General features: G+C 70.3%; 1 pseudogene. It reads left to right on the top strand.

Annotation, left to right across the window (positions count from 1 at the left end):
- A pseudogene (locus IU459_RS37860) lies at window positions 1-286 on the top strand (vWA domain-containing protein); the annotation flags it as partial.

Genomic DNA, 286 nt, shown 5'->3' on the forward strand with positions numbered 1-286 from the left:
CTGGCCTACCGGGTGCGGTTCGGTGCGACCCCGGGCCGCGGCAGCGAACACACCTCCAATGTGGAGACCGTGCTCTATTCGCCGTACCGCGCCGAGATCGAGTCCGACACCGGCGCCTACACCGGCTCCGAGCAGTTGCTGCCGTCCGGTAAGCAGCTGGCGACCGTGCCCGTCCGCTACGCGAACCGGGAGGAGGGCGGCGAACTCGTCACCCAGTCGGTCGCGGGCTGGTACTACATCGCGGTGAAGGCCGGGCAGACCGTCAGTCCGGACAAGCGCGCCGCCG

Source organism: Nocardia amamiensis, assembly GCF_015477605.1.
GTDB lineage: Bacteria > Actinomycetota > Actinomycetes > Mycobacteriales > Mycobacteriaceae > Nocardia > Nocardia amamiensis_A.